The sequence below is a fragment of the Pseudomonas sp. microsymbiont 2 genome (genome assembly GCF_054788395.1).
In genome coordinates, this window is the sequence record NZ_CM139112.1 from 1,820,654 (window position 1) to 1,841,643 (window position 20,990).

At 63.8% G+C, this 20,990-nt stretch carries 14 protein-coding genes; 10 read left to right on the forward strand and 4 right to left on the reverse strand.

All coding sequences use genetic code 11. The annotated features are described in order from the left end of the window. Positions 1-114 precede the first annotated feature (114 nt). Complete coding sequence (locus ACYUME_RS08305) at positions 115-4,980, forward strand: NAD-glutamate dehydrogenase (protein WP_460418541.1); 4,866 nt, start codon at positions 115-117, stop codon at positions 4,978-4,980. Between the two features lie 236 nt (positions 4,981-5,216). Next, positions 5,217-7,925, forward strand: a complete 2,709-nt coding sequence (locus ACYUME_RS08310; protein ID WP_460418542.1) for a trypsin-like peptidase domain-containing protein — start codon at positions 5,217-5,219, stop codon at positions 7,923-7,925. Positions 7,926-8,017: 92 nt separating this feature from the next. Here ACYUME_RS08310 and ppsR read toward each other — a convergent pair whose 3' ends face one another. Next, positions 8,018-8,836, reverse strand: coding sequence for a posphoenolpyruvate synthetase regulatory kinase/phosphorylase PpsR (gene ppsR, locus ACYUME_RS08315; RefSeq protein WP_028692934.1), 819 nt, complete (start codon positions 8,834-8,836; stop codon positions 8,018-8,020). 181 nt (positions 8,837-9,017) lie between these two features. On the opposite strand from ppsR, the gene ppsA reads away from it, so the two are divergent. The 8 genes from ppsA (at position 9,018) to ACYUME_RS08355 (ending at position 17,241) form a co-directional block, all read left to right on the forward strand. Continuing rightward, the gene (gene ppsA / locus ACYUME_RS08320) at positions 9,018-11,393 is read left to right on the forward strand and encodes a phosphoenolpyruvate synthase (RefSeq protein ID WP_279886774.1); all 2,376 of its coding nucleotides are present in this window, start codon (positions 9,018-9,020) and stop codon (positions 11,391-11,393) included. Between the two features lie 156 nt (positions 11,394-11,549). Then, positions 11,550-12,542, forward strand: coding sequence for an alpha/beta fold hydrolase (locus tag ACYUME_RS08325; protein ID WP_279886777.1), 993 nt, complete (start codon positions 11,550-11,552; stop codon positions 12,540-12,542). Positions 12,543-12,717: 175 nt separating this feature from the next. Further along, a complete protein-coding gene (gene rraA, locus ACYUME_RS08330) occupies positions 12,718-13,209 on the forward strand; it encodes a ribonuclease E activity regulator RraA (RefSeq protein ID WP_460418543.1) in 492 nt (163 codons plus the stop codon). A gap of 25 nt (positions 13,210-13,234) precedes the next feature. Continuing rightward, on the forward strand, positions 13,235-14,230 hold the full coding sequence (locus tag ACYUME_RS08335) for a zinc transporter ZntB (protein ID WP_279886783.1): 996 nt from the start codon (positions 13,235-13,237) through the stop codon (positions 14,228-14,230). A gap of 89 nt (positions 14,231-14,319) precedes the next feature. Continuing rightward, positions 14,320-14,583 (forward strand): CrfX protein, encoded by a 264-nt coding sequence (locus tag ACYUME_RS08340; RefSeq protein WP_279886785.1) that lies wholly within the window; start codon positions 14,320-14,322, stop codon positions 14,581-14,583. 2 nt (positions 14,584-14,585) lie between these two features. Then, positions 14,586-15,410, forward strand: a complete 825-nt coding sequence (locus ACYUME_RS08345; protein WP_279886787.1) for a mechanosensitive ion channel family protein — start codon at positions 14,586-14,588, stop codon at positions 15,408-15,410. A 113-nt stretch (positions 15,411-15,523) separates the two neighbouring features. Further along, entirely contained in the window at positions 15,524-16,090 is a 567-nt protein-coding gene (gene sigX, locus ACYUME_RS08350; protein ID WP_050704759.1) for an RNA polymerase sigma factor SigX, read from the forward strand. A 110-nt stretch (positions 16,091-16,200) separates the two neighbouring features. Further along, a complete protein-coding gene (locus tag ACYUME_RS08355) occupies positions 16,201-17,241 on the forward strand; it encodes an OmpA family protein (RefSeq protein WP_460418544.1) in 1,041 nt (346 codons plus the stop codon). Between the two features lie 106 nt (positions 17,242-17,347). Here ACYUME_RS08355 and ACYUME_RS08360 read toward each other — a convergent pair whose 3' ends face one another. From ACYUME_RS08360 to ACYUME_RS08370, 3 genes are all read right to left on the reverse strand, one after another. Next, positions 17,348-19,018 (reverse strand): protein kinase domain-containing protein, encoded by a 1,671-nt coding sequence (locus ACYUME_RS08360; protein ID WP_460418545.1) that lies wholly within the window; start codon positions 19,016-19,018, stop codon positions 17,348-17,350. Further along, positions 19,015-20,226: a nitrate/nitrite transporter gene (locus ACYUME_RS08365; protein ID WP_279886790.1), complete on the reverse strand. Its 1,212-nt coding sequence runs from the start codon at positions 20,224-20,226 to the stop codon at positions 19,015-19,017. Before ACYUME_RS08365 ends, ACYUME_RS08360 begins: the two co-directional genes overlap by 4 nt. 183 nt (positions 20,227-20,409) lie before the next feature. Continuing rightward, on the reverse strand, positions 20,410-20,985 hold the full coding sequence (locus ACYUME_RS08370; RefSeq protein ID WP_279886793.1) for an ANTAR domain-containing response regulator: 576 nt from the start codon (positions 20,983-20,985) through the stop codon (positions 20,410-20,412). Positions 20,986-20,990: the final 5 nt, after the last annotated feature.

Genomic DNA, 20,990 nt, shown 5'->3' on the forward strand with positions numbered 1-20,990 from the left:
ATGCTCATGGCCAACGCCCGGTTTACCGTCCGGCATGTCACGGGTTGGCTATCGTTGATCCGTACACGGCGCACGACGCTTCACCTATAACAAAGCCCAAGCGGAGTACCACAGATGGCGTTCTTCACCGCAGCCAGCAAAGCCGACTTCCAGCATCAACTGCAGACGGCCCTGGCGCAGCACATCAGCGAGCAGTCCCTGCCACAAGTGGCGCTGTTCGCCGAGCAGTTCTTCGGCATCATCTCTCTGGACGAACTCACTCAGCGCAGGCTGTCGGACCTGGCCGGCTGCACGCTGTCCGCCTGGCGCATCATCGAGCGCTTCGACCCCGAGCACCCGCAAGTGCGGGTCTACAACCCTGATTACGAACGCCACGGCTGGCAGTCGACCCACACCGTGGTCGAGGTGCTGCACCACGACCTGCCGTTCCTGGTCGACTCGGTGCGTACCGAGCTCAATCGCCGCGGCTACAGCATCCATACCCTGCAGACCACCGTGCTCAGCGTGCGCCGCGGCGCCAAGGGCGAGTTGGTCGAACTGCTGCCCAAGGGCACCCAGGGCGAAGGCGTCAGCCATGAGTCGCTGATGTACCTGGAGATCGACCGCTGTTCCGGCGCCGCCGAGCTCAACACCCTGACCAAGGAACTGGAGCAGGTGCTGGCCGAGGTGCGTGGCGTGGTCGCCGACTTCGAGCCGATGAAGGCCAAGATCCGCGAGCTGATGGAGCTGGTGGAGCACACCGCTTTCGGGCCGGCGCAGCATGACAAGGGCGAGGTGAAGAGCTTCCTGTCGTGGCTGCTGGACAACCATTTCACCTTCCTCGGCTACGAGGAATTCACCGTCGAATCCGACGCCGACGGCGGCCACCTGGTCTACGACGAGCACTCGTTCCTCGGCCTGGCCCGCCTGCTGCGCGCCGGCCTTGGTGCTGATGACCTGCGTATCGAGGACTACGCCGTCGCCTACCTGCGCGAGCCGCGCCTGCTGTCGTTCGCCAAGGCTTCGCAGCCAAGCCGCGTACACCGCCCGGCGTACCCGGACTACGTATCGATCCGCCAGATCGACCAGGACGGCAAGGTCATCAAGGAATGCCGCTTCATGGGCCTGTACACCTCGTCGGTGTATGGCGAGAGCGTGCACACCATCCCGTACATCCGCGGCAAGGTCGCCGAAGTCGAGCGCCGTTCGCACTTCGATCCCAAAGCCCACCTGGGCAAGGAGCTGGCCCAGGTGCTCGAGGTGCTGCCGCGCGACGACCTGTTCCAGACCCCGATCGACGAGCTGTTCAGCACCGCCATGTCGATCGTGCAGATCCAGGAGCGCAACAAGATTCGCGTGTTCCTGCGCAAGGACCCGTACGGCCGCTTCTGCTACTGCCTGGCCTACGTGCCGCGTGAGATCTACTCCACCGAAGTGCGGCAGAAGATCCAGCAGGTGCTGATGGAGCGCCTGAAAGCCACCGACTGCGAGTTCTGGACCTTCTTCTCCGAATCGGTGCTGGCTCGTGTGCAGCTGATTCTGCGGGTGGATCCGAAGAATCGCATCGACATCGACCCGCAGCAGCTGGAAAACGAAGTTATCCAGGCCTGTCGCTCGTGGCAGGACGATTACTCGGCGCTGGTGGTCGAGAACTTCGGCGAGGCCCAGGGCACCAACATCCTGGCCGACTTCCCGAAAGGCTTCCCGGCCGGCTACCGCGAGCGCTTTGCCGCGCATTCGGCGGTGGTCGACATGCAGCACGTGCTGAGCCTGTCCGAAGCCAAGCCGTTGGCCATGAGCTTCTACCAGCCGCTCACGCAACTGGGCGAGCGCCAGCTGCACTGCAAGCTGTATCACGCCGATACGCCGCTGGCGCTGTCGGATGTGCTGCCGATCCTGGAAAACCTTGGCTTGCGCGTGCTTGGCGAGTTCCCGTACCGCTTGCGCCATGCCAGCGGCCGTGAGTTCTGGATCCATGATTTCGCCTTCACCTACAGCGAAGGCCTGAACCTCGACATCCAGCAGCTCAACGACACCTTCCAGGACGCCTTCGTCCATATCGTCAAGGGCGACGCCGAAAACGACGCCTTCAACCGCCTGGTGCTGACCGCCGGCCTGCCGTGGCGCGACGTGGCGCTGCTGCGCGCCTATGCCCGCTATCTCAAGCAGATTCGCCTGGGCTTCGACCTGGGCTACATCGCCAGCACCCTGAACAACCACACCGACATCGCCCGCGAGCTGACCCGGTTGTTCAAGACCCGCTTCTACCTGGCGCGCAAGCTGACCCAGGAAGACCTGGATGACAAGCAGCAGCGCCTGGAGCAGGCGATCCTCACCGCCCTGGACGATGTCCAGGTGCTCAACGAAGACCGCATCCTGCGCCGCTACCTGGACCTGATCAAGGCGACCCTGCGCACCAACTTCTATCAGCCTGACGCGAACGGGCTGAACAAGTCGTACTTCAGCTTCAAGTTCAACCCCAAGCTGATCCCCGAGCTGCCCAAGCCGGTGCCGAAGTTCGAAATCTTCGTCTACTCGCCTCGGGTCGAGGGCGTGCACCTGCGCTTCGGCAACGTCGCTCGCGGCGGCCTGCGCTGGTCGGACCGCGAAGAGGACTTCCGCACCGAAGTGCTCGGCCTGGTCAAGGCCCAGCAGGTGAAGAACTCGGTGATCGTGCCGGTCGGCGCCAAGGGCGGCTTCCTGCCGCGTCGCCTGCCGCTGGGCGGCAGCCGCGACGAGATCGCCGCCGAAGGCGTGGCGTGCTACCGCATCTTCATCTCCGGCCTGCTCGACATCACCGACAACCTCAAGGACGGTGGCGTGGTGCCGCCGGCCAACGTGGTGCGCCACGATGACGACGATCCGTACCTGGTGGTCGCGGCGGACAAGGGCACTGCGACCTTCTCCGACATCGCCAACGGCATCGCCATCGACTATGGCTTCTGGCTGGGCGACGCCTTCGCCTCCGGCGGCTCGGCCGGCTATGACCACAAGAAAATGGGCATCACCGCCCGTGGCGCCTGGGTCGGTGTGCAGCGCCACTTCCGCGAGCGCGGCATCAACGTGCAGGAAGACCCGATCACCGTGGTCGGTGTCGGTGACATGGCCGGCGACGTGTTCGGCAACGGCCTGCTGATGTCCGACAAGCTGCAATTGGTGGCCGCGTTCAACCACCTGCACATCTTCATCGACCCGAATCCGGACCCGGCCACCAGCTTCGTCGAGCGCAAACGTCTGTTCGACCTGCCTCGCTCGGCCTGGAGCGACTACGACACCAGCATCATGTCCGAAGGCGGCGGGATCTTCCCGCGCAGCGCCAAGAGCATCGCCATCAGCCCGCAGATGAAGGAACGCTTCGCCATCGAGGCCGACCGTCTGACTCCGACCGAGCTGCTGCACGCACTGCTGCAGGCGCCGGTGGACCTGCTGTGGAACGGTGGTATCGGCACCTACGTCAAGGCCAGCACTGAAAGCCACGCCGATGTCGGCGACAAGGCCAACGACGCCCTGCGCGTCAACGGCAACGAGCTGCGCTGCAAGGTGGTGGGCGAGGGCGGCAACCTGGGCATGACCCAGCTCGGCCGGGTCGAGTTCGGCCTCAACGGCGGCGCCACCAACACCGACTTCATCGACAACGCCGGCGGCGTGGACTGCTCCGACCACGAGGTCAACATCAAGATCCTGCTCAATGAAGTGGTGCAGGGTGGCGACATGACCGAGAAGCAGCGTAACCAGCTGCTGGGCAGCATGACCGACGAAGTCGCCGGGCTGGTGCTGGGCAACAACTACAAGCAGACCCAGGCGCTGTCGCTGGCTGCCCGCCGCGCCCGCGAGCGGATCGCCGAGTACAAGCGCCTGATGGCCGACCTGGAGGCGCGTGGCAAGCTGGACCGCGCCATCGAGTTCCTGCCCACCGAGGAGCAGCTGGCCGAGCGCCTGGCGGCCGGCCAGGGCTTGACCCGCGCCGAGCTGTCGGTGTTGATCTCGTACAGCAAGATCGACCTCAAGGAGCAACTGCTCAAGTCGCTGGTGCCGGACGATGACTACCTGACCCGCGACATGGAAACCGCGTTCCCGCCGTCGCTGGTGAGCAAGTTCGCCGATTCCATGCGTCGTCACCGCCTGAAGCGCGAGATCGTCAGCACCCAGATCGCCAACGACCTGGTCAACAACATGGGCATCACTTTCGTGCAGCGCCTGAAGGAGTCCACCGGCATGAGCCCGGCCAACGTCGCCGGCGCCTACGTGATCGTGCGCGACATCTTCCACCTGCCGCACTGGTTCCGCCAGATCGAGGCGCTGGACTACCAGGTCCCGGCCGAGATCCAGCTGACCCTGATGGACGAGCTGATGCGCCTGGGTCGCCGCGCCACCCGCTGGTTCCTGCGCAGCCGGCGCAACGAGCAGGATGCTGGCCGTGACGTGGCCCACTTCGGGCCGAAGATCGCCCAGTTGGGCCTGAAGCTGGACGAGCTGCTGGAGGGCCCGACCCGTGAGCGCTGGATGGTCCGCTACCAGGGCTTCGTCGAGGCCGGTGTGCCTGAGTTGCTGGCGCGCATGGTCGCCGGCACCAGCCACCTGTACACGCTGCTGCCGATCATCGAGGCCGCCGACGTGACCGGTCACGACCCGGCGCAGGTGGCCAAGGCGTTCTTCGCCGTGGGCAGCTCGCTGGACCTGACCTGGTACCTGCAGGAGATCAGCAACCTGCCGGTGGACAACAACTGGCAGGCCCTGGCCCGCGAGGCGTTCCGCGACGACATCGACCTGCAACAGCGGGCGATCACCATCTCGGTGCTGCAGATGGCCGATGCCCCGGACGACATGGATGCGCGCGTGGCGCTGTGGTGCGAGCAGCATCGAGTGATGGTCGAGCGCTGGCGCGCCATGCTCGACGACCTGCGCAACGCCACCGGCACCGACTATGCGATGTACGCGGTGGCCAACCGCGAGCTGGTCGACCTGGCGCTGAGCGGGCAGGCGGCGGTGATTCCGTCCTGAGTACGAGTTCGCGCTGTCCATAGGCTGGCTAGCCTGAAACGCCCGATGCATGCATCGGGCGTTTTTTTGTGCGCGATCGCCTTGGGCACCGAGTGGCGGCCTACCTGAAAGGCTTCCTCGTTGTTACTTAAGTACCGCACATCAATGATGGCCTGAATCTTTTACGGCCGGATCTCGCTCGCCTCACGCCGCGTGCATCTAGCCAAATCACAGCCATCAAGGATCAAGTGCACACCATGAAAATGACGTCATCACGAATCGGGCCGCTCGCAGTCATCGACCAACAGCGGTATTCAAGGTTTCACTGCGTTCATGTTGATCTGCCAGGCGCTGACGGTATTCGCCTGCGATTCGACAACATCCATCTGCCCGCTGGCCATGGCGTGGAGCTCATCGACCAGCAGCGCCGGTACATCAAGCGTATGACATTCGATATGCAGTCGGAGCATGAAGTAATCGTGCCCGGCAGCAGTGTCTTCATTCGCGTGACCCTGCCATCCGCTCAGGATTCCATTTGCAGCAGCCTTGACCTCGTTCGAGCCCAGGCCCAGATCGATGGCCCTGCGTTGCGGGCGTTGATCGGAAAGGATGAGCGGCAACCGTATGTCTGTTTCGACGGGACGACCGTCGGGCGTCACAGTCTCGCTGCCGCGATGATGAGCGTGGGAAGGACGGGGAGTGGTTCGCTGATAGGCAAGGGGAACCTGGTCTTGACCAATTGGCACGTGGTCAGGAACCAGGATGCCTTGCGCCAGGGGCGGGGCGAAATCTGGCTGAACTGGGTTCATGAACGCTGCGATACGCAGTCACCGGTCAAGACGCCGTTGATGCTCGAGGCAGATCAGTTGCTGGCGACGGGGGAAACTGCTGGATCGTCGGATTACACCTTGTTCAGCCTCAAGGATTTCGACTACACCCATTCCCAGGTCAAGCGCCTGTTCGGTGGCTTGCGTATACGCGAAACCGACCCTGCGCTGGATGAGGCCGTGTACGTGCCGCAATACGGCAATGGCGGTCTGATGCCCATGCATGTCAGCACCGTTTATGAAGATGAGCACGGAGTGGAGAGGCCCGCCAAGGTTGTCGGGCCGGTGTCCCCCGACTGGACCAAGTGCAACGCGGATACCCAGTCCGGGTCGTCCGGTTCACCGATCATTTCCGCAGCCACGGGCGAGATCGTCGGATTGCATGGCGCTGCACTGGGGCGCAGCAATGGAGGGCCATCTGCCACGCGCCTGCACAGGGGGTTTGGTGATCTCATTGCGCAAGACAATGAAGCCGTTGTCGGGTTGGGCAATGTCACGGTTCATAACCTCGAACTGACAACCGTCCTGCCGGCGGTGTTCACGATCGATCTGGGCGCGCACGGCAGGATCACCGCCTTCGACACCGTGACGTTCGAGCATCATGACGATTTCACCTTAGCCCATGTGAAGGGACTGGACTTGGGTACCGAGGCGGTCTTTGACACGACGCTCAGGTTGCAGGCGAAAGCCAACCAGGGATTCACTCATCTGGCCGACGAGTCGTTGGCGGGGATTGTGGAAATCATTGCGACGCGAGCAACGCCGTACTCCGCTGCGCGCCACAGCCGAAGCTGGCTTGCGCTGGGGGTTTATCAGGATGATCACTACCTTTCCAGCACCGTGGTCAGGCTGTCCTGTCACGAGTTCGATCCTTTTGAAGTGCCGTTCCCCGTATCAGAAGCGCGCACGGCGCACCTGCATCTGGATGCGGACAAGGCAATCACGCTAGCCGTCGAAGCTGGGCGATTCGGCTTCGTCGCCCAGTACTGGGGGGAGGGTCCCGGTGAGCTGCAAAGGCAAGGCGATGGCTACTCTGTGCTCAGAGTGCCCGTGCGGGAGCATGCGGATGGCGAGATGACGATCTTGAGTTTGCGCGGTTATCGCCAGCGAGACGGGCAGTTGATCCCTATGAACGTTTCAGGCGGCGGGCTGGGCAATGATCTTGTCAGCACGCTGAGGGTCGAGTATCACCCCGAAGACAATGCAGGCGTCGAGCTTCCCGCGCGATTCGAAGGTGTATTGCCACTGATGGCCATGGTCAGTGGCCAGCCAGGTGCGGTCGACGTGCTCGTGAGGGTGTACGCAGGCATGCTTGCCGCTCCAGACATCACGGCTCCACGGTCGGAGGAAGATGCCGGAATGCACCCCATCGTTTCCGGGCGGGCCGCACCGGGGGCCTGGGTAGAGGTCGTGAGAAGCTTTGATCCAGGGGCGCGCTACGGAACCACTGTCGCTGATGCCCAGGGTAGGTGGGCGTTACGTGTCGAGCGGGAATTGCCGGAAGGCGTCAATCGCATCTCCGTGCGTCAGGGTCTGGCCAACCGTCATTCACGATGGTCAGCCAATCGTGCATTCCGGGTCGTCGATGCGCTGGCAGTGCCAGTCATTGATAGGCCGGCGGCGGGAGACAAGAGCCCGGCAATGGTCTTCAGCGGGCGCGCGCTGCCCGGGAGCATCGTGTCGCTTCTCGATGCCGCGACCCATGCTGTGCTGGGTCAGGCCTTGGCCGACGCGGAGGGAGCATGGTTCCTGTATCTGGCACGCAAGTGCGCGGAAGGGCCATTGGCCGTGCAAGTGCTGCAAGAGCTGGATGGAATGGTCTCCGCGCGCTCGGTGCCGCTTGAATTGACTGTGATCACGCAGGCAGAGCCGCCACTCATCGTCGAGCCGATGCCTGACGCCCTGGTAACGCAGAGGCCTGTTGTCCGAGGCCGGGCGTTGGCCGGAAGTGCTGTGACGGTTGTCCAGGCGCGCAACCCGGGCCATATCTTGGCCAGAGCGACCGCGGACGAGAATGGGGATTGGCAGGCGCCCGTCTTGCAAGCGCTCCCGGTCGGCCCTTTTGCCATTTCGGCGCGGATAGCTGGAGGCCACTGGAGCATGAACCGAGGTTTCGGTGTACAGGGCGGTGAGACGTGAAGTTGACTGGCGCTGCCCCGGGATGAGTTGAAGCAATCATGCCCCGGTTGTGAAACCGGGGCGTTTCTGTATCCATCTACCTGCGGATGGCGTTACTTGAACCGCCGCTCCACGCCTTTCTCCACCAGAATCTTCGCCGAGATCTCCTCCACCGAGAAATGCGTGGAGTTGATGTTGGGGATGTTCTCCCGACGGAACAGGTTCTCCACCTCGCGCACCTCGAACTCGCACTGGGCGAAGCTCGAATAGCGGCTGTTGGGCTTGCGCTCGTGGCGGATGGCGGTCAGGCGGTCGGGGTCGATGGTCAGGCCGAACAGCTTGCTGTGGTGCTTCTTGAGCACCGCCGGCAGTTGCAGGCGCTCCATGTCGTCCTCGGTCAGCGGGTAGTTGGCGGCGCGGATGCCGAACTGCATGGCCATGTACAGGCAGGTCGGGGTCTTGCCGCAGCGCGACACGCCGACCAGGATCAGGTCGGCCTTGTCGTAGTAGTGGGTGCGCGCGCCGTCGTCGTTGTCGAGGGCGAAGTTGACCGCCTCGATGCGCTCCATGTAGTTGGAGTTGCCGCCGATCGAGTGGGATTTGCCCACGGAATACGACGAATGGGCGGTCAATTCCTGTTCGAGCGGGGATAAAAACGTCGAGAAGATGTCGATCATGAAGCCATTGGACGTGGCCATGACCTCACGGATGTCCTGGTTGACGATGGTGTCGAAAATGATCGGACGCACTCCGTCGCGCTCGGCCGCGGCGTTGATCTGCTGGACCATGGCCCGGGCCTTGTCCAGCGTATCGATGTAGGGGCGCGTGAATTTATTGAACGGAATGCTCTCGAATTGCGCGAGCAGGCTCTGGCCCAGCGTTTCTGCAGTGATGCCGGTACCGTCGGAGATGAAGAACGCGGTTCGTTTCATTTGCACCTGGGGGCCTTAAGCTGCCGAATGTTTCTGGATATGATAGGTTCGGTTTGCCGAACGCGGTTGCTCGGCATTCTCACTTATTTTCCAGGTCCAGGCCACAAGCGTCCGGCCCAGTCGCAATGCAGGCAGGCGGGCGCCCTTGAGCTTTTCCAATACAGTTAGTGGAGAGATCACCTTGGTAGAGTACGTAGTTTCCCTCGATAAGCTCGGCGTCCATGATGTGGAGCATGTGGGGGGCAAGAACGCATCCCTGGGCGAGATGATCAGCAATCTTGCCGGTGCCGGCGTATCGGTGCCGGGCGGCTTTGCCACTACGGCTCAGGCGTACCGCGACTTCCTCGAGCAGAGCGGCCTGAACGACAAGATTCACGCGGCGCTCGATGCGCTGGACGTCGATGACGTCAACGCCCTGGCCAAGACCGGTGCGCAGATCCGCCAGTGGGTGATGGAGGCCGAGTTCCCGGCGCGCCTGGATGCGGAAATCCGCACCGCCTTCGCCGAAATGTCCAAGGGCAACGACAACATGGCCGTGGCCGTGCGCTCCTCGGCTACCGCCGAGGACCTGCCGGACGCTTCCTTCGCCGGCCAGCAGGAGACCTTCCTCAACATTCGCGGCGTCGACAACGTCATCCGCGCGGCCAAGGAAGTCTTCGCCTCCCTCTTCAACGACCGTGCCATTGCCTACCGCGTGCACCAGGGCTTCGACCACAAGCTGGTCGCCCTGTCCGCCGGCGTGCAGCGCATGGTCCGCTCCGAGACCGGCACCGCCGGTGTGATGTTCACCCTCGACACCGAGTCGGGCTTCCGCGATGTGGTGTTCATCACCGGTGCCTATGGCCTGGGCGAAACCGTGGTACAGGGTGCGGTCAACCCTGACGAATTCTATGTGCACAAGCAGACCTTGCAGGCCGGCCGTCCGGCGATCCTGCGCCGCAACCTGGGCAGCAAGGCGATCAAGATGGTCTATGGCGACGAGGCCAAGGCCGGTCGCTCGGTCAAGACCGTCGAAGTCGATCGCGCCGAGCGCGCGCGCTTCTGCCTGAGCGACGACGAAGTCAACGAGCTGGCCAAGCAGGCGATGATCATCGAGCAGCACTACCAGCGCCCGATGGACATCGAGTGGGCCAAGGATGGCGACGACGGCAAGCTGTACATCGTCCAGGCCCGCCCCGAGACCGTGAAGAGCCGTGCCAGCGCCAATGTCATGGAGCGCTACCTGCTCAAGGAGAAGGGCACCGTGCTGGTCGAAGGTCGCGCCATCGGCCAGCGCATCGGCGCCGGCAAGGTCCGCGTGATCAACGACGTGTCGGAAATGGACAAGGTCCAGCCCGGCGACGTGCTGGTTTCGGACATGACCGACCCGGACTGGGAGCCGGTGATGAAGCGCGCCAGCGCCATCGTCACCAACCGTGGTGGGCGTACCTGTCACGCCGCGATCATCGCCCGTGAGCTGGGTATTCCGGCCGTGGTCGGTTGCGGCAACGCCACCCAGATCCTCAAGGACGGCCAGGGTGTCACCGTATCCTGCGCCGAAGGTGACACTGGCTTCATCTTCGAGGGCGAACTGGGCTTCGACATCAAGCAGAACTCCGTCGATGCCATGCCCGAGCTGCCGTTCAAGATCATGATGAACGTCGGCAACCCGGACCGCGCCTTCGATTTCGCCCAGCTGCCTAACGCCGGCGTGGGCCTGGCACGCCTGGAATTCATCATCAACCGCATGATCGGTGTGCATCCGAAGGCACTGCTCAACTACGCGGGCTTGCCGCCTGAGCTGAAGGAAAGCGTCGACAAGCGCATCGCCGGCTACAACGACCCGGTCGGTTTCTATGTCGAGAAGCTGGTCGAGGGCATCAGCACCCTGGCCGCGGCCTTCTATCCGAAAAAGGTCATCGTGCGCCTGTCGGACTTCAAGTCCAACGAATACGCCAACCTGATCGGCGGCAAACTGTACGAGCCGGAAGAAGAGAACCCGATGCTGGGCTTCCGCGGTGCCTCGCGCTACATCAGCGAGTCGTTCCGTGACTGCTTCGAGCTCGAATGCCGCGCGCTCAAGCGCGTGCGCAACGAGATGGGCCTGACCAACGTCGAGATCATGGTGCCGTTCGTGCGCACCCTGGGCGAGGCCAGCCAGGTCGTCGACCTGCTTGCCGAGAACGGCCTGGCGCGTGGCGACAATGGCCTGCGCGTGATCATGATGTGCGAGCTGCCGTCCAATGCCTTGCTGGCCGAGGAGTTCCTCGAATACTTCGATGGCTTCTCCATCGGCTCCAACGACCTGACCCAGCTGACCCTGGGCCTGGACCGCGACTCGGGCATCATCGCCCACCTGTTCGATGAACGTAACCCGGCGGTGAAAAAGCTGCTGGCCAACGCAATTGCCGCGTGCAACAAGGCCGGCAAGTACATCGGCATTTGTGGCCAGGGCCCATCGGACCACCCGGACCTGGCCAAGTGGCTGATGGAACAGGGCATCGAGAGCGTGTCGCTGAACCCGGACTCGGTGCTCGAGACCTGGTTCTTCCTGGCCGAGGGCCAGGGCGCGGCCTGATGTGATCGGCGAGGGCGCGAGACGTCCTCGTGTTAACTGCGTGGGAGCGGGCTTGTCCCGCGATGGCGTCAGCAAGGACACCTCTGTAGTCTGCCCTGACACCATCGCGGGGCAAGCCCGCTCCCACGTTCAAGTCACCTGTTTTTTCGTGAACCCATGCAAAGCAGCTCCACCCAATTTCCCGTCGCGTTGCTCAGTGCCGAGCGCCGCGGCGATCTCAGCGAGGACGTCTATCGGATCAAGGCCGGCAACAGCCCCGATCCGAGCGTCGAGCTGGCCGTCACCCGCCTGGGCCTGGCCGACCAGGACCGCGCCCAGGGGGTGCCGGTCATTCTCCTGCACGGCAGTTTCTCCAACCGACGTTTCTGGTATTCGCCCAAGGGCATCGGCCTGGGCGCCTACCTGGCCCGCGCCGGTTTCGATGTGTGGATCCCGGAGATGCGCGGCCACGGCCTGTCGCCGCGCAACCGCGACTGGCGGCAGAACCGCGTGGCCGACTATGCGCGTTACGACCTGCCGGTGATCGGTGCCTTCGTTCGCGAGCAGGCCGGGCAGGCGCCGCACTGGGTCGGCCACTCGCTGGGCGGCACCACCCTGGCGGCGGCGCTGGGCAGCGGTTGCCTGGACACCGGGCTGGTGGCCAGCGCGGCACTGTTCGGCACCCAGGTCAGCCGGGTCTACTGGCCATTGAAGGTGCCACCCGTGGAGTGGGGCGCCCGTCTGCTACTCAAGCGTTTTGCACAGATCTCCGGCCCGCGGCTCAAGCGCGGCCCGGAAGACGAGCCGATCGGACTGGTGCTGGAGAGCCTGCGCTGGAACGGCCTGTTCGGTCGTTTCGGCGACAAGGAGAAGGACTGGTGGTCGGGCCTGGCGCAGGTCGAGGTAGCGCTGCTGGCGGTGGCCGGGGCCGGCGACTTCCAGGACCCGGTGTGGGCCTGTCGCAAGTTGTTCGAGCAGTTCGGCGGCGACGCCAGGCAGTTTCTGCGCTTGGGGCGCGAGGAGGGCTTCGAAGCCTTCGGACACGTCGACATGTTGGTCAGCAAGGCTGCGCAGGCGCAGGTATGGCCGCTGGTGGAGCGCTGGTTGCGCGATCCGTTGGCGCCGGTGCATGCCTCGACGGCGGTGATGGAGCCGGTGCCTGCCAGTTGATCCCGCGTTGGCTTCTTCGCGGGTTTTGCAACTCGCCTGTGGGAGCGGATTTGTCCGCGAAACGGTCGGAACAGGTAAAAGCAAACTGACTGGCCGGTCCTGGATGACTGCCATGCCTCCTGCGGTGTAGCCTTGCTCCCACATCCGCTTTCGTTGTGACTGACAGGAGTTTCCCATGCAGCATTACGTAACGCCCGACCTGTGCGACGCCTACCCGGACCTGGTGCAAGTGCTCGAACCCATGTTCAGCAACTTCGGCGGCCGCGATTCATTCGGTGGCCAGATCGTCACCATCAAGTGCTTCGAGGACAACTCGCGGGTCAAGGAGCAGGTCGAGCTCGACGGCAAGGGCAAGGTCCTGGTGGTCGACGGCGGTGGCTCGCTGCGCCGTGCGCTGCTGGGTGACATGCTGGCCGAGAAGGCCGCCAAGAACGGCTGGGAAGGTCTGGTGATCTATGGCTGCGTGCGTGACGTCGATGTGCTCATCCAGACCGACGTCGGCGTGCAGGCCCTGGCCAGCCACCCGATGAAGACCGACAAGCGCGGTATCGGCGACCTCAACGTCGCGGTGACCTTCGCCGGGGTGACTTTCCGCCCGGGTGAGTACGTGTACGCCGACAACAATGGCGTGATCGTCTCGCCAAGCCCACTGAAAATGCCCGAGTGACGCGTTGCCTGCTGATGGAGCTTTGATGTTCGAGGAAGACAACGCGCAATGGGGGCTGGTGCATGCCCTGGTGCTCGACGGCAAGGGGGGCGCTCGCTCGATCGCCCGCACCGAGCTGGACGGCTTGCAGCTGCAGGCCGAGGAAAGCCTGTGGCTGCACTGGGATCGCAGCCATCCGCAGACGCGCACCTGGCTGCTGCATGACAGCGGCTTGAGCGAGTTCGCCTGCGACCTGCTGCTGGAGGAAAACACCCGTCCGCGCCTGTTGCCGATGGCCAACGAGCAGATGCTGTTGTTCCTGCGCGGGGTCAACCTCAACCCCGGCGCCGAGCCGGAAGACATGGTCTCGGTGCGCATTTTCGCCGAAGCGCGTCGGGTCATTTCGCTGCGCCTGCGCCCGCTGCGCGCCAGTGACGAAATTCTCCAGCAACTGGACGAGGGCAGGGGGCCGAAATCGGCTTCCGAGCTGTTGCTGCTCATGGGCGAACTGCTCACCGAAAAGGTCCAGGCGCTGGTCAGCGACCTGTCGGAGGCGGTCGATACCGAGGAAGAGAAGGTAGAATCCGACGAACGGTATGCCCCTGAGCAGGGCAGCCTCCAGCAGATCCGTCGCCGCGCCGCTGGCCTGCGTCGTTTTCTCGCCCCGCAGCGCGACATCTACGCCCAGCTCTCGCGCAGCAAGTGCAGCTGGTTCGCCGAAGCGGACGGCGACTACTGGAACGAGCTGAACAACAGCCTGATCCGCTACCTAGAAGAACTGGAGCTGGCCCGCGAGCGGGCCGCGCTGGTGCTGGAAACCGAGGATCGGCGGCGTAGCGAGCGGATGAACCGGACCATGTACCGGTTCGGCATCATCACCTGCATCTTCCTGCCCATGAGCTTTATCACCGGGCTGCTGGGGATCAACGTCGGTGGCATTCCCGGGGCGGAAAACCCCTATGGTTTCCTGTTCGCCTGCACCGTGGTACTGGGGTTGGCGGCGGGGCAGTGGTGGCTGTTCCGTCGACTGCGCTGGGTATGAAATGAGGCATTTTGAAACATTCGTCCCAGTGGCAGGTGTGACCCGTTGCCCGGCGCCCTCGTCTTTGACTGACATTGCGCGAGGTGCCCATGCACGATCCGTTTGAAGAATCCCTGCGCGACCTGCTCAAGGCGTCGCCGTCCGGCCAGGACCGCGACGACGCCGCCTGCCTGGGTCGCGTGCTCAAGACCGCCAACCGCCAGGTCGGCGCGGGCGACCTGTTCAGCCTGCTTGGCCGCTGGAGCCAGGCGCTGCTGATCGCCGTGAACAATGGCTCGGCGCATGTCGCGCCGGTGCGCCGCAACTCTACCCGCAACGCCGCCGTTGGCGGCAAAGCAGATAAGGCCGATTGAATATGGAACTCGATCTCTGGACCCAGAGCCTGGTCACCGCGATGACTGCCCTTTGGACCAAGGTGGCGAACTTCATCCCCAACCTGTTCGGCGCGCTGGTCGTGGTGCTGCTTGGTTTCGTCGTGGCCAAGCTGCTCGATACCCTGTTGTCCAAGGTGCTGGCCAAGTTCGGCCTCGATCGCCTGATGAGCGGTACCGGCCTGACCAAGATGCTCGCTCGGGTCGGGATCCAGGTACCGATCTCGACGCTGATCGGCAAGATCGTCTACTGGTTCGTGCTGTTGATCTTCCTGGTTTCCGCCGCTGAATCCCTGGGCCTTGAGCGTGTCTCGGCGACCCTCGACATGCTCGCCCTGTACCTGCCCAAGGTGTTCGGCGCGGCCCTGGTGCTGCTGGCCGGCGTGCTGCTGGCGCAACTGGTCAACGGCCTGGTGCGCGGCGCCGCCGAGGGCATCGGCCTGGAATACGCCGCGGGTGTCGGGCGCATCGCCCAGGGCCTGGTGATCATCATCAGCATCTCGGTGGCGATCAGCCAGCTGGAGGTCAAGACCGACCTGCTGAACCATGTGATCGTCATCGGATTGATTACCGTTGGTCTGGCAATTGCACTGGCGATGGGCCTGGGCAGCCGGGAAATCGCCGGGCAGATTCTGGCCGGGATTTACGTGCGCGAGTTGTACCAGGTGGGCCAGCAGGTGCGGATTGGCGAGGTCGAAGGGCAGATCGAGGAGATCGGCACGGTCAAGACGACACTGCTGACCGATGATGGCGAACTGGTGTCGCTGTCCAATCGCGAACTGCTCGAGCAGCGCGTGAATAGCCGCTAACCGCACAAAAGCTGTTAATGTATGCCGCCGCGAAAATCGGCCCACGGGGCCAAGCGGCGACATTGACCTGACTGTCGGCCAGATCCGTTTTGAATAAAGTTCATTCGCCGCCCATGCGTTATGACCCCCGGGAGCTCACCGACGAGGAGTTGGTGGCGCGTTCGCATGAGGAGCTGTTTCACGTTACCCGCGCCTATGAGGAACTCATGCGGCGCTACCAGCGCACGCTGTTCAACGTCTGCGCACGGTACTTGGGGAACGACCGGGATGCCGACGATGTCTGTCAGGAGGTAATGCTGAAGGTGCTCTACGGGCTGAAGAACTTCGAGGGCAAATCCAAGTTCAAGACCTGGCTCTACAGCATCACCTACAACGAATGCATCACCCAGTACCGCAAGGAGCGCCGCAAGCGAAGGTTGATGGATGCCTTGAGTCTGGACCCTGTCGAAGAGGCGTCCGAAGACAAGGCTCCGAAACCTGAAGAGAAAGGCGGGCTGGATAAATGGCTGGTGCATGTGAACCCGATCGATCGGGAAATCCTGGTGCTGCGATTTGTCGCAGAGCTGGAATTCCAGGAGATCGCGGACATCATGCACATGGGCCTGAGTGCCACGAAAATGCGTTACAAACGTGCGCTCGACAAGCTTAGAGAGAAATTTGCGGGCCTGGCTGAAACTTAGTGGGCCGCAAATACCTCTAACCAACCGGCAAGTTCTGCTAGACTTGCCGTCGAGTTGTCCCCCGGATGTTGGTGGGACTGCTTAACTATCACCAGATGGGGATTTAACGGATGAAATTGAAAAACACCTTGGGCTTGGCCATTGGCTCTCTCGTAGCCGTGACTTCGCTCGGCGCTCTGGCTCAAGGCCAAGGCGCAGTCGAAATCGAAGGCAACGTCACCAAGCAGTTCTACGACAGCGAGCGTAACTTCAAGAACACCGGCACCAACCCTGGTGTCCGCCTCGGTTACTTCCTGACCGACGACGTCTCCCTGGACCTGGGCTACAACGAGACCCACAACGCTCGTGGTGAAGTCTTCAACAAAGACATCAAAGGCTCCAAGACCAAGCTGGACGCCACCTACCACTTCGGTACCGTCGGCGATGCACTGCGTCCGTACGTTTCCGCTGGTTTCGCTCACGAGAGCCTGGGCCAGGCCACTCGTAGCGGCCGCGACCACTCCACCTTCGCCAACGTCGGCGCTGGCGCCAAGTGGTACATCACCGACATGTTCTTCGCCCGTGCCGGCGTCGAAGCCATGTACAACATCGACAACGGCAACACCGAGTGGGGTCCGACCGTTGGTCTGGGTCTGAACTTCGGTGGCAGCGGCGGCGCCAAGCCGGCTCCTGCTCCGGCTCCAGTTGCCGAAGTCTGCTCCGACAGCGACAACGATGGCGTCTGCGACAACGTCGACAAGTGCCCTGACACCCCAGCCAACGTTACCGTTGACGCTGATGGCTGCCCGGCTGTTGCCGAAGTCGTTCGCGTTGAGCTGGACGTCAAGTTCGACTTCGACAAGTCGGTCGTCAAGCCAAACAGCTACGGCGACATCAAGAACCTGGCTGACTTCATGAAGCAGTACCCACAGACCACCACCACCGTGGAAGGTCACACTGACTCCGTCGGCCCAGACGCTTACAACCAGAAGCTGTCCGAGCGTCGTGCCAACGCTGTCAAGAACGTCCTGACCCAGCAGTACGGCATCGAATCGAGCCGTGTTGACTCGGTTGGCTACGGTGAGACCCGTCCGGTCGCCGACAACGCCACCGAAGCTGGCCGCGCCGTCAACCGTCGCGTAGAAGCTCAGGTAGAAGCCCAGGCCAAGTAATTGGTTTGACGCTTCACGAAAAACCCGGCCTTGGCCGGGTTTTTCTTTGTCCGCGATTTCTCGAGACACACCTCGCTCCTACATGGAGCGTCACTCGCCTGCGCGCTCAGCGTTTGAGCAACACCAGCAGCAACAGCATGTTCAACAGTAGCGACACCAACCCAATCGTGCGCCATACCCTCAGCGGCTCGCGCTCCAGCAACGGCCTTGGCCGCTCGTCCAGCTCCTGGCGATCTCCCCGCTCCAGCAACAGCAACCACTGTTCGGCAGTCTCGAAGCGCTGCGCCGGGTCTGCCGTCACTGCCTGCAACAAGTTGCGCTGCAACCACTCCGGCAAATCCGGGCGGTAGCGCGCCGGGCTCACTGGCGTACCGAAGCGTGGCCGCTGGAACGCCTCGACCTCGCCGTAGGGGTAATGGCCGGTGAGCAGGTAGTAAAGCGTCACGCCTACGGCATACAGGTCTTGACGCGGCCCAGGCGACAGGCCGTCGAAGGCTTCCGGGGCGAGGAACGAGGGCGTGCCGGGCAAGGCATGGGGCGGGTCCTCGGACAGCCCCGGGCAATAGGCCAGGCCGAAGTCCAGCACGCGCAACTGGCTGTCGCTGCCCAGATGCAGGTTTTCTGGCTTGATGTCACGATGCAGCAGGTTGCGCCGGTGCAGCACGCCAACCGCCTGCAGTAGCTGGCGGGCAATCTCCAGCCACTGCGTCAGGGGGAGCGGGCCCTGGCTGGCGAACAGCGCGGCGAGGGTCGTACCTGGATACTCGCGCATCAGGTAGTACAGGTGTTGGCGCTGACCGGCCGGGTGCGTCTCGGGGAAATGCCGGCCTGCGACCCGACGCAGGAACCACTCTTCCAGCAGCAGGCCCTGGACTGCCTTGGGTTGCGCCTCTGCGCAGTGGGGCAAGGTCTTGAGCAGCCAGGCTTGGCCGTGCTCATCCCGCACGCGATAGAGCACTGACTGGCGACTTTGGCCGAGCATGGCATCGACCTTCCAGCCATCGATCGTTTGCCCGTCGCGCAAGGCGCCGGGCAGTGGCCATCGCTGCGACTGCGCCAGGGTGTCGGCGAGGTTGGTCGATCCTAGTTCATCGACGCGGACCAGCAAGGCGCTGGCATTGTCCTGGCTGCCACAGAGATGAGCGGCGGCCACCAGGGTATCGGCGGCCTCCTGCAGGTCGGGCTGTTCACGCAGGATCGACTGGATATGCCTGTCGCCCAGGCTGGCCCAGACACCATCGCTGAGCAGCAGGAAGCATTCGCCTTCGTGCAGGTCGCCTTCCAGATAGTCCACCAGCAACTGTTGGTCCAGGCCCAGCGCGCGCTTGAGCACGTGCTGCATGCCCGGTTGGTCCCACACATGGTCTTCGCTCAGGCATTCCAGGTGCCCGGCGCTCCAGCGGTAGAGGCGGCAATCACCGACATGGGCGAGGGTGAAGCGTCGCCCGCGCAACACCAGGGCGCTGAGGGTGGTCAGCAGGGGCTGGCCATTGCCCTGGGCGCGCAGCCAGCGGTTCTGTGCCAGCAGCAGGCGGTCCAGGGCCTGGGCCACGGTCCAGGTGGCAGGCGTGGCGTAGTAGTCCAGCGCCAGCGCCTGCAGGCTGGCCCGCGCCGCCAGGCCGCCGTCGGCGCACTGGCTGACGCCGTCGGCGAGGGCGAACAGGTAGCCTTTGCTGGCGGCCAGTTCCGCCGCGGGGGTGACCAGGCGCAGGGCGTCCTGGTTTTCCTCCCGCGGTCCGGTGGCGCTGGCCTGGGCGAAGCTCAGGCGCAGGCTCATACCCGCGCGGCGGTGATCGCCGCCGAGCCCCAGGTGGTGCGCCAGCGCTGCTTGACGCCATGCAGGCCGAACCAGGCCAGCAGGCCCAGGCTGGCGAACAGCCACAAGCCCAGTTGGTAGTCGCCGGTGTGCTGCTTGATGGCGCCAAGCCCGGCGGCGAGCAAGAAACCACCGATGCCGCCGGCCATGCCAATCAGCCCGGTCATCACCCCGATCTCCTGGCGGAAGCGTTGTGGCACCAGCTGGAACACCGCGCCATTGCCGGCGCCGAGCCCCAGCATGGCGCTGACGAACAGTGCCAGCGCGGCGGTCGCGCTGGGCAGGTTGAAGCCGACCGCGGCGATGCACACGGCAGCCACGCCGTACATCGCCAGCAAGGTGCGGATGCCGCCGTGACGGTCGGCCAGGGCGCCACCGAGCGGGCGCATCAGGCTGCCGGCGAATACGCAGGCGGCGGTGTAGTAGCCGGCCGTCACCGGGCTCAGGCCGTACTGGTCGCTGAAATAGCCGGGCAGGGCGCTGGCCAGGCCGATGAAGCCGCCGAAGGTCACGCTGTAGAAGAACATGAACCACCAGCTGTCGCGGTCACCCAGGGCCTTGAGGTAGTCGGCCATGGCCTTGGGCTGTGGCCGCTGCGGAGCATTGCGCGCCAGCAGGGCGAACAGCGCCAGGGTCAGCAGCAGCGGCAGCAGGGCGAAGCCGAACACATTGTTCCAGCCGAAGCCCGCCGCCAGGGCCGGGGCCAGCAGCGCGGCGAACACCGTGCCGGAGTTGCCGGCACCGGCGATGCCCATGGCCTTGCCTTGATGCTGGGGTGGATACCATTGCGAGGCCAGCGGCAGGGACACGGCGAACGAGGCGCCGGCGAAACCGAGGAACACGCCCAGCAACAGTGCTTGTTCGTAGCTGTTCACGCCCAGGTGCCAGGCGCAGGCCAGGGCGACGATCACCACCACCTGGCCGATCAGCCCTGCTGTCTTGGGCGACAGGCGATCGACCAGCAGCCCCATGGCGAAGCGCAGGATCGCCCCGGCAAGGATCGGCGTGGCCACCATCAGGCCCCGTTGCTGGGCGGTGAGCTGCAGGTCGGCGGCGATCTGCACCGCCAGAGGGCCGAGCAGGTACCAGACCATGAAGCTCAGGTCGAAGTACAGGAAGGCGGCGAACAGGGTGGGCACATGCCCGGATTTCCAGAAGCTCGTATTCATCGAACACCTCGCAGGGCGCACAGCACAGTGGCGGAAACGAAAAGACGCCGCTGCCCGGTCCAGGATCGTGGACAGGGAGCGACGTCTTTGTCGGGGCTAGAGGGCAACCGCCGTTGGCTGCCTGTCGATCTGTCGAGCAAGAGCCGGGCCAAGTCCGACCGCTGCGCGTCGCGTTCTGCGCACCTACCCCAGCATCTGCGACATGGCGATGATCTGCTCCGCCACCTGGATCAGCTTCTGCTGCCGACTCATGGCCTGGCGGCGCATCAGGGTGTAGGCCTGTTCCTCGTTGCAGTCCTTCATCTTCATCAACAGGCCTTTGGCCTGCTCGATGCGCTTGCGTTCGGCCAGTTGCTGGTCGCGGGCCAGCAACTGGGCCCTGAGCGACTGATCGCTTTCGAAACGGGCCATGGCCACGTCGAGAATCGGTTGCAGGCGCGCAGCGTGGATGCCTTCGACGATATAGGCGCTGACCCCGGCCTGGATCGCCTGGCGCATCACCCCGGGGTCGTGCTCGTCGGTGAACAGCACGATGGGGCGGGGGTGATCGCGGCTGACCACCACCACCTGTTCCATCACATCGCGACCGGGTGACTCGGTATCGATCAGCACCACGTCCGGGCGCACCGTTTCGATACAGGCGGGCAGGTCGATGCTCAGGCTGCCGGCTTCTATCACATCGAAGCCGGCCTCGCCCAGCGCGGCCTTGAGGCGACCGACTTTCTTTTCGGTGTCGTCGATCAGCAGGATGCGCATCATGTCCA

What these genes read in the sequence shown, in the direction of transcription:
- ACYUME_RS08305 (WP_460418541.1), top strand. Translation starts at nt 115, where the DNA reads ATGGCGTTCTTCACCGCAGCCAGCAAAGCCGACTTCCAGCATCAACTG.
- sigX (WP_050704759.1), top strand. Translation starts at nt 15,524, where the DNA reads ATGCGTTATGACCCCCGGGAGCTCACCGACGAGGAGTTGGTGGCGCGT.
- ACYUME_RS08365 (WP_279886790.1), bottom strand. Translation starts at nt 20,226, where the DNA reads ATGAATACGAGCTTCTGGAAATCCGGGCATGTGCCCACCCTGTTCGCC.
- ACYUME_RS08360 (WP_460418545.1), bottom strand. Translation starts at nt 19,018, where the DNA reads ATGAGCCTGCGCCTGAGCTTCGCCCAGGCCAGCGCCACCGGACCGCGG.
- ppsR (WP_028692934.1), bottom strand. Translation starts at nt 8,836, where the DNA reads ATGAAACGAACCGCGTTCTTCATCTCCGACGGTACCGGCATCACTGCA.
- ACYUME_RS08325 (WP_279886777.1), top strand. Translation starts at nt 11,550, where the DNA reads ATGCAAAGCAGCTCCACCCAATTTCCCGTCGCGTTGCTCAGTGCCGAG.
- ACYUME_RS08310 (WP_460418542.1), top strand. Translation starts at nt 5,217, where the DNA reads ATGAAAATGACGTCATCACGAATCGGGCCGCTCGCAGTCATCGACCAA.
- rraA (WP_460418543.1), top strand. Translation starts at nt 12,718, where the DNA reads ATGCAGCATTACGTAACGCCCGACCTGTGCGACGCCTACCCGGACCTG.
- ACYUME_RS08335 (WP_279886783.1), top strand. Translation starts at nt 13,235, where the DNA reads ATGTTCGAGGAAGACAACGCGCAATGGGGGCTGGTGCATGCCCTGGTG.
- ACYUME_RS08340 (WP_279886785.1), top strand. Translation starts at nt 14,320, where the DNA reads ATGCACGATCCGTTTGAAGAATCCCTGCGCGACCTGCTCAAGGCGTCG.
- ACYUME_RS08355 (WP_460418544.1), top strand. Translation starts at nt 16,201, where the DNA reads ATGAAATTGAAAAACACCTTGGGCTTGGCCATTGGCTCTCTCGTAGCC.
- ACYUME_RS08345 (WP_279886787.1), top strand. Translation starts at nt 14,586, where the DNA reads ATGGAACTCGATCTCTGGACCCAGAGCCTGGTCACCGCGATGACTGCC.
- ACYUME_RS08370 (WP_279886793.1), bottom strand. Translation starts at nt 20,985, where the DNA reads ATGATGCGCATCCTGCTGATCGACGACACCGAAAAGAAAGTCGGTCGC.